The 7,763-nt window shown below is 67.3% G+C and carries 6 protein-coding genes and 4 pseudogenes; 5 read left to right on the top strand and 5 right to left on the bottom strand.

Annotated features, from left to right (window positions below; genetic code table 11):
- Positions 1 to 83, bottom strand: a pseudogene (locus AB1460_RS34570) (transposase); the annotation flags it as partial.
- A 246-nt stretch (positions 84 to 329) separates the two neighbouring features.
- Between AB1460_RS34570 and AB1460_RS34565 the strand changes: the two are divergent.
- A complete protein-coding gene (locus AB1460_RS34565; RefSeq protein ID WP_368966557.1) occupies positions 330 to 1,094 on the top strand; it encodes a hypothetical protein in 765 nt (254 codons plus the stop codon).
- Between the two features lie 106 nt (positions 1,095 to 1,200).
- The gene (locus AB1460_RS34560; protein WP_368966559.1) at positions 1,201 to 2,835 is read left to right on the top strand and encodes an IS1634 family transposase; all 1,635 of its coding nucleotides are present in this window, start codon (positions 1,201 to 1,203) and stop codon (positions 2,833 to 2,835) included.
- A 10-nt stretch (positions 2,836 to 2,845) separates the two neighbouring features.
- Here the strand turns inward: AB1460_RS34560 and AB1460_RS34555 are convergent.
- Together AB1460_RS34555 and AB1460_RS34550 are read right to left on the bottom strand one after the other, a co-directional pair.
- Positions 2,846 to 3,550, bottom strand: a pseudogene (locus AB1460_RS34555) (transposase); the annotation flags it as partial.
- Positions 3,550 to 3,978, bottom strand: a complete 429-nt coding sequence (locus tag AB1460_RS34550) for a transposase (RefSeq protein WP_368966555.1) — start codon at positions 3,976 to 3,978, stop codon at positions 3,550 to 3,552. The gene AB1460_RS34550 and the pseudogene AB1460_RS34555, both read right to left, overlap by 1 nt.
- 157 nt (positions 3,979 to 4,135) lie before the next feature.
- Here AB1460_RS34550 and AB1460_RS34545 point away from each other — a divergent pair, with 157 nt between their 5' ends.
- Positions 4,136 to 4,411, top strand: coding sequence for a hypothetical protein (locus AB1460_RS34545; protein WP_368966553.1), 276 nt, complete (start codon positions 4,136 to 4,138; stop codon positions 4,409 to 4,411).
- 254 nt (positions 4,412 to 4,665) lie between these two features.
- On the opposite strand, the gene AB1460_RS34540 is transcribed toward AB1460_RS34545, so the two are convergent.
- Positions 4,666 to 5,514, bottom strand: a complete 849-nt coding sequence (locus AB1460_RS34540; RefSeq protein ID WP_368966551.1) for an SAM-dependent methyltransferase — start codon at positions 5,512 to 5,514, stop codon at positions 4,666 to 4,668.
- A 426-nt stretch (positions 5,515 to 5,940) separates the two neighbouring features.
- Between AB1460_RS34540 and AB1460_RS34535 the strand changes: the two genes are divergently transcribed.
- Positions 5,941 to 6,513, top strand: coding sequence for a YceI family protein (locus AB1460_RS34535; RefSeq protein ID WP_368966549.1), 573 nt, complete (start codon positions 5,941 to 5,943; stop codon positions 6,511 to 6,513).
- A 122-nt stretch (positions 6,514 to 6,635) separates the two neighbouring features.
- On the opposite strand, the pseudogene AB1460_RS34530 reads toward AB1460_RS34535, so the two are convergent.
- Positions 6,636 to 6,896, bottom strand: a pseudogene (locus tag AB1460_RS34530) (DDE-type integrase/transposase/recombinase); the annotation flags it as partial.
- A 78-nt stretch (positions 6,897 to 6,974) separates the two neighbouring features.
- Between AB1460_RS34530 and AB1460_RS34525 the strand changes: the two are divergent.
- A pseudogene (locus AB1460_RS34525) lies at positions 6,975 to 7,520 on the top strand (helix-turn-helix domain-containing protein); the annotation flags it as partial.
- Positions 7,521 to 7,763: the final 243 nt, after the last annotated feature.

Raw genomic sequence — 7,763 nt, 5'->3', positions numbered from 1 at the left:
TTCGACACCGGGGGCAGCAGCGGCTGCACGTAGGCCCACTCCGCGTCGGTGAGATCCGAGGGATACCGAGGAGAACGTGCCATCCTCACGGCCTACCAGCCCCACCGGCAACCCGAAACCTCCCCCGACACCTCACTCTCCGCACAGAAAGCAAGATTCAGGACAGGCACTGAGGCTGGTACGAGTGCCGAATAAAGATCGCTGTGCTTCTTCTGGGCGCCAGCGATCTTTTCTGTGCATCTACCGGAAGATCGTTCTGGCTTTTTGCTGGGCATGGCGTGGCTTCCTGGGTGCTGTCCGAATTTCTGTGACAGCGAAGGACGGCGGTAATGCCCGACGGAATGTCTTCCTTTCCCGCCCGGCCGGCCGGCCGCGGCGTATCCGCGCTGCCGTTGGCGATCTTGCGGGACTGCTTCGGCCTGCTGGTGGCCGGGCCGGCGCCGTTGGCGCTGGACGGGTCGGTGGTGGCGGGTCTGCCGCCGCGGATGGTGGCGTTGGACGAGCTGCGTGACCTGCTGCTGGCCGGCTCCTGCCCGCAGGCCGTCCGCGACGCCGCGTGGGCGGTGGTGATCCGCCGTTCGCGGCGTGACGGCGGCGCGTGGACGGTCGGCGCCGCCGGGATGGCGCTGCCCGCTCTGCACGCGGTCTGCGCCCGACTCGGCGGCCACAGCGACCTCGACGCCGCGGACGTGCAGGCCGAGGTGCTCACCGGGTTCCTGGAAGCGGTGGCCACGGTGCGCCTGGACCTGCCGCGGATTGCCGTGCGGCTGCGCTGGGCCGCCTACCGCGCCGGTCTGGCGCTCACCGTGCAGCAGCGGGAGGCCCCGCGTCCTGACTCGGACCTGTTCCAGACCGTCGCCGCGGCCGAGGCGGTCCAGTCCTGTTCGGGAGCGGCCGGTCCCGAACAGGTCCTCGCGGACGCGGTCGCCGCCGGGGTCCTGACCGGTACCGAAGCCGACCTGATCGCCTCGACCCGCCTGGAGGACCTCCCGGTCAGTGCCTGGGCTGCCCGCCACGCGACCGCGCCCCGCCAGGCGTCCCGGTTGCGCGAACGGGCCGAACGGCGTCTCGTCGAGCACCTCGCCGCCTCCTGAGTTCGGTCACCGGCTCGGCTTCGATGATCGCTTGATGCGCTGACCTGGGGTGATAGGTGCGCGGCGGGCTGTTCTGAGGCACTAATTGGTGCTCTACGGTGTGGTGGTGGCCTGGATACGGCGGGTGCGGACGGCGTCGGGAGCGACGGCGGTGCAGATCGCTGAGTCGGTTGGTGGCCGGCGGCGGATCGTCGCGCACGTCGGTTCGGCGCATACCGAGGCCGAGTTGGGTGTGCTGATCGGACGGGCCCGGGATCTGTTGAGGGATCCGCGGCAAGGTGAGCTCGTCGAGGTCGAGCCGGCCGCGGTGAAGGCGTCGCTGCTCGGCGCGGCCGGCCCTGCGGCTCTGTTCGACGTGGATACCGAGCCGTCGCGTGGGCGGGTGACGGTCGCGGCGCCGTGGGTGGTGGGGACCGGGTCCCGGGTGCTTTACGACGCGCTGGCCGGGGTGTTCACCTCGTTGGGGTTCGACGCCGTGGGCGATGAGGTGTTCCGGGATCTGGCGATCGCCAGGCTGGTGGAGCCGACCTCGATCCTGGACACCGGCAGGGTCCTGACAGATCTCGGCGTCACGCCGGCGAGCGAGAAGACGATGCGCCGCACCCTGCTGCGTGCCCATCGGGGTGACTACCGTGACCAGCTCGCTGGGTTGTGTTTCGCCCATACCCTGGCCACTGGAGATGTCTCGCTGTGCCTGTATGACGTGACGACGCTGTACTTCGAGGCCGAGAAGGAAGACGACCTGCGGAAGGTCGGCTACTCCAAGGAACGCAGGGTCGACCCGCGGATCGTCGTCGGTCTGCTCGTCGACCGGTACGGGTTCCCGCTGGAGATCGGCTGTTTTGAGGGTAACCGCGCGGAGACCGCCACGATCCTGCCGATCATCCGCCAGTTCAAGGACCGTCACGGGCTGGAGAACCTGGTCGTGGTCGCCGACGCCGGCATGCTGTCGGCGGGCAACCTGCGTGAGCTCGACGAGGCCGGGTTCGGGTTCATCGTCGGTTCCCGGGTCACCAAGGCACCGATCGATCTGGAATCCCATTTCCGTTGGCACGGCGACGCGTTCACCGACGGGCAGATCATCGACACGGTCACCCCCAGAACCGGACGCAACCGTGACAACGACACCGCGGTGAAGACCGAGCCGGCCTGGAACCGTGAGCACCACCCCGGGTCGTGGCGTGCGGTCTGGGCCTACTCCACCCGACGTGCCGCCCGCGACAACCAGACCCTCACCGCACAGGAGAACCGGGCCCGGGCCGTCGTCGACGGGGAGAGAACCGCCCGCACCCCGAGATTCGTCACGGTCAAAGGCGACGCCCGCGCCCTCGACGAAGCCAGCCTCGCCCGGGCCCGCCGGCTCGTCGGGCTCAAAGGCTACGTCACCAACCTCCCCGCGACCGTTCTGACCGCCGACCAGATCATCTCGAACTACCACGACCTCTGGCACGTCGAGCAGTCGTTCCGTATGTCGAAGACCGACCTCGCTGCCCGGCCCATGTTCGTTCGGACGAAGGACGCGATCGACGCCCACCTGACCATCGTGTTCACCGCACTCGCTGTCGCCCGCACCGTCCAGAACCGCACCGGCCTGGCCATCCGCAACGTGATCCGCCAACTCCGCCCGCTCCGCTCAGCGACCATCGCGATCAACGGCGCCGTCCAGACCTTCCCACCCACCATCGACCCCGAGCGGTGGGCCCTCCTCGACGCACTCACGGGCAAGGCACTAACGAAATGACCGAACTCAGGTCGGAATACGGATTATCGTTCGACACCCTGGGTCGGGAATGAGAACGGGTAACCCCCAGATCAGCGAGGAGCAACGCGACGGTCTTCGACGTCATCGACGTGCCCCGGTCCGCATGGATCGTCAACTGCTCCCGACCAACACCCTGCTTGACACAGCTCGCGGTGATGAGATCCTCCGCGAGAGCGGCGGACTCCCGGTCAGCAATCATCCACCCCACCACATACCTGCTGTACACATCGATGATCACATACAGGTAGAAGTACGTCCATTTCTTCGGACCGTGGAGCTTCGTGACATCCCAACTCCACACGGCGTTCACGGTGTCGGCGACCAGTTCGGGTTTCACGTGGGCGGGATGGGTGGCCTGACGGCGACGCTCCCCGGTCTCCCCCCGCTCGGCGAGCAGCCGGTACATCGTCCGCGGCGACGCCAGATACACCCCCTCGTCAAGCAGCGTCGCCCACACCTGGTCCGGGGACGCGTCGACGAACCGCGGCGAGTGCAGCACCTCCAGCACCCGCTCCCGCTCCGCCGGCGACAACGCCGCGGGCTGACGACGCGCCCGGTGCGGGATCGGCGCCGGCCGCACCGGAGCCGGGCTTCTCCGATGCCGGCGGTAGTGCGTGGCCCGGGACCGTCCCATCGCCCGACACGCCACCACCACCCCGACCCGGTCGGACAGCGCGCCGACGCCGTCCTCGACTATCCGTTCCGCTTCCGCGGCGAAGCCGGCGCTTCGCTGATCTCGGGAATGCCCTCGGAGAGAGTTTCCAAGAGATTTGATACTTTTCCCTGCACGTCGATCACGAAGCGGGCCTGCGCCAGCTCCTTTTCCAACCGTTCCTTCTCCGCCCGGAGCTTCTCCAGTTCCCGGTCCCGCTCATCGGTCGGCGGGCGGCCCTTCGGTTTCGACAACCCCGCCAACGACCCCGCCTCACGGGCCTTGCGCCACTCCGTGATATGCGCCGAGTACAGATCCTCCCGGCGCAGGATCGCACCTTTCTGCCCCTCACCGGCCGCCTCGTACTCGGTCAGGATCCGCAGCTTGTACGCCGCCGTGAACGACCGCCGCCGCGCCCTCGGCTCGACCTCCGGGTCCGGCCGGCCCCGGCCACCCTCCCGATCTCCCACCCGACCATCATCGGCCAAGTCCCGCCCGGCCGTCACCGACACCACCACGATCGTCGTCCTCCCTACCCGCCCTGTCACAAGATGATGGCTGGCACCTGTCTCACCTCATGCTGACAGATAGGGTACCCGCCACGGCAACAAGTGGTTACGTACCGCGTTGACCGAGGCCGCGCACGCCGCCGCCCGTAGCAAGAACACCTACCTGGCATCCCACCACGCCCAGGTCCGTGGCCGCCGTGGCATCCTGAAAGCCATCGGCGCAACCCGCCACGACATTCTCATCGCCTACTGGCACATCATCGCAAACAACACCGTCTACCAGGACCTGGGCGGAGACTGGCACGCCCGCCGACGCCGGGACCCCGAACGCCGCCGGAAGAACCTCGTCGGCGAACTGGAAAAACTCGGCTACACCGTCACACTGGCAGCATAACTGTCCGACCCGCGCAGAAAGGAGCCCCGCTACCACTAACCAAGCACCGATAGGATCAACGCTGGAAGCCACGCTCCCAGCGTCTTTTCGCATGCCCGGAACCAGCCCCTCCGTGGTCCAGTAATTCACTCCTCAGCGAAAGAGGACTTTGACGGCGCCCTGGTCGCACACGCATCCTCGGGGGCCCCGGCAGTCAGAAACTCCTTACGGAAGGGTTGTAACAGCTCCCGCTTCGAGCGGCGCCGTGCCCCTGGTCAGGGTTTACGGCCGATTCCTCCACCGATCATCTTCTCGGTGAGCCGCAGCGTCTCGGGAAGTGGGCCATCCGGCCGCCACAGTGGGATGTGGACGACACCGGGTTCGACGAGTTCCAGGCCACCGAAATAGGCGGTGATCTCTTCCAGGGTGCGGAAGCGGCCGGACCCCAGATCCGTGAGGATGGCCTTCTGGAGGTCCGCGGTCTCGGCACCGTGGTCCACGAAATGGGTGAGGAAAAGGTAGCTGCCGGAGGCCACCGCGTTCCGGTAGCGGGCGACTAGACCGTTCGGGTTCTCATCGTCGTTGAGGTGGTGGATGATCCCCAACATCAGCAGGGCGACCGGCTGGTCGAAGTCGATCAGGGACCGCAGATCGGGGTGGTTGAGGATCTCCTCCGGCTGTCGCACATCGGCAGTGATGACCGTGGTGTACCGGTTCTCGGCGAGTAGAGCCCGGCCATGCGCCAGCACGATCGGATCATTGTCGACGTACACGACCCGAGCGTCGGGGACGATCCTCTGCGCTACCTGGTGCGTGTTGTTGGCGGTCGGCAGGCCGGAGCCCAGGTCGATGAACTGGCGAATTCCCTGCTCCGCTAGATAGCGGACGCCGCGTCCAAGCAGGGCCCGGTTGTAGATCGCGGCCTCGCGCCCATCAGGGACGAACGCGACGAGCTCCTCGGCGACAGCTCGGTCAACGGGGAAGTTGTCCTTCCCGCCGAGGATCGCGTCGTAGACGCGGGCGATGCTTGGGACGGAGACATCGATCCCCTGCGGCTGCCAACCGGGAGGTGGATTGCGGGCCGCCCGCGCAAGCGGATGAAGGTTTGCATCACCCTGTGTCATGAGACCCCAATGTCCGACGTTCCCCGAGGGCGACCGTGGCCACCAGCGATCCACAGCCTGTCACCCAGTCTGCGTCCGTGAGCGGCACGGTACGTATACGGACATCGTAGGGCACTCCGGTGCCAGCCACGCGGGGAGTACTGTCGGCCGTACGTAAGGCAAGCCGCTGGCAGAAGCGGACCCGCCGGACCGGCCGGGCCGGCTCTCGTGGGCCGAACCCCGAACCGGGCAGTCCGTCGCCGCGTCCCGCCTACCCGACGCCGCCCGCACCGCTCGACGCGCCATCGCCTTCGCCACCACGGCCGCCCTCACCACCACGACCACAGCCCCGGTTATGCCGGTGTTTCCTCGGCCGCTAGGCTTCCGCTGGTTTCCATTGTCTCCACAAGTATCGCCGTGATCATCCGCTGTAACCCTGGAGGTCCCGTGACAGCGTCAGTGTCACCCACGTCCGACGTCGAGCCCCTCCCCCTCGTCGCCGGCACCTGGTCCGTGGACCCCGCGCACTCCAGCGTCAACTTCCAGATCCGCCACCTGGGCGTCACCAACGTCCGTGGTCGTTTCGACTCCTTCGACGCGACCCTGACCGTCGGCGACACGGTGGAATCGGTGGCCGTCAACGCCTCGATCGACCTCGCCTCGATCAACACGAACCACGCCGACCGCGACGCGCACCTGCGCACCACCGACTTCTTCGACCTTGAGAAGCACCCCAGCATGACCTTCGTGTCGACCTCGGTCACGGATGGCGACAACGAATACGAACTCGCCGGCAACCTGACGATCAACGGCGTGACCAAGCCCGTCACGCTGGATGTCGAGTTCTACGGCGTCGACACCTACCCCATCGACAACCGCGTCCGGTCCGGGTTCGCCGCCACCGGCGAGATCCACCGCGGCGACTTCGGCATCACCTTCAACATGCCGCTCGGCACCGGCAAGCTGGCTCTCGCGGACAAGGTCAAGATCGAGCTGGACTTTCAGTTCATCGCACCCTGAACCCTCACCACGCGGCACTGTTGCGTTCGGCGACGGCGGGGCCTGCCCGCGGCCGGGGTAGCCGTACGGCGCTGTTGCGTTCAGCGAAGGTGGGGCATGCCGGAGGGCCGGAGCGGTTGCGATCAGACGGCGGCGGCGAGTTCGGTGAACGCGGCTGTCAGCCTCAGCTGCGGGCTGTTGCCGGTCCCGAGTTCGTAGTGGCCGCGGCGGATGTTCTGCACGAGGGCGTGTCCGGCACTGACAGTTTGGACCGAGCGGAGCCGTTTCAGTCCGCGCATCGGCCGGAGCCGTGCTTTCAACCGACCGTGATCGGCTTCGATCCGGTTGTTCTCCCTCGCGGCGTCGACATGGCAGGCTTCGGGTAGCAGCTCGTCGAGGAGCCTGTGGGGTGCCAGAAGTCGGCCTGGGCCTGTGAGCTGGGGAGATGCGGCCGTATGGGGCCGGCGGGATGATGGTCAGCTATGTCGATCCGCCTGCTCTATCTGATCTTCGCTCGGGTGTGCAGCTGGCTGGTTCTCCTCGGCCGTTCGTCGGCGTCCAAGAACATCGAGCTGCTCGTGTTACGGCACGAGGTCGCGGTGCTGTGCCGTACCCAGCCAAGCCCCGGTGGGACTGGGCGGACCGGGCGGTCCTCGCCGCACTCATCCGACTCCTGCCCACGACGCTGCAAGCCCACCGGCTGGTCACCCCCGGGGACCGTCCTACGGTGGCACCGCCGTCTGACCTCACGGAAATGGACCTACCCGCAGCGGACGGGGCGACCTCCGGTCAGCTCGGAGATCGCCGCACAGATCGAGCGGCTCGCGACCGAGAACACGACGTGGGGCTACCAGCGGATCCAGGGCGAGCTCCTCACGCTCGGCCACAGGGTCAGCGCGTCCACGATCCGCCGGGTCCTGAAGTCCCTGGGTCTCCCACCGGCGCCCAGGCGGCAGACCGACGCGACGTGGCGGCAGTTTCTGCGTACGCAGGCCTCGGCGATGCTGGCGGTGGACTTCTTCCATGTGGTGCGACGCGAGGTCGCAATGTGTGAGTGAGCGGAACGAGAGGAGGGTCGACGTGGTCGACGATTCGGCTCCGGGCTAGTGCCAATGCCACTTCCACTATTTGGATCTTGGCTGGTTGTGGTGTGTCGGTTCGGGTGGTTCTGCCTGGTTGGCGGCATGATCGGGGGCTGTGGCGGACACGGGGGCGGTGGCGGGTAGGCAGCTGACGGACTGGATCGCGTTGGGGGTCCTGACGTCGTTCGT

Source organism: Parafrankia sp. FMc2 (assembly GCF_041008525.1).
Lineage (GTDB): Bacteria > Actinomycetota > Actinomycetes > Frankiales > Frankiaceae > Parafrankia.
This window is presented reverse-complemented; position numbering and strand designations above follow the sequence as displayed.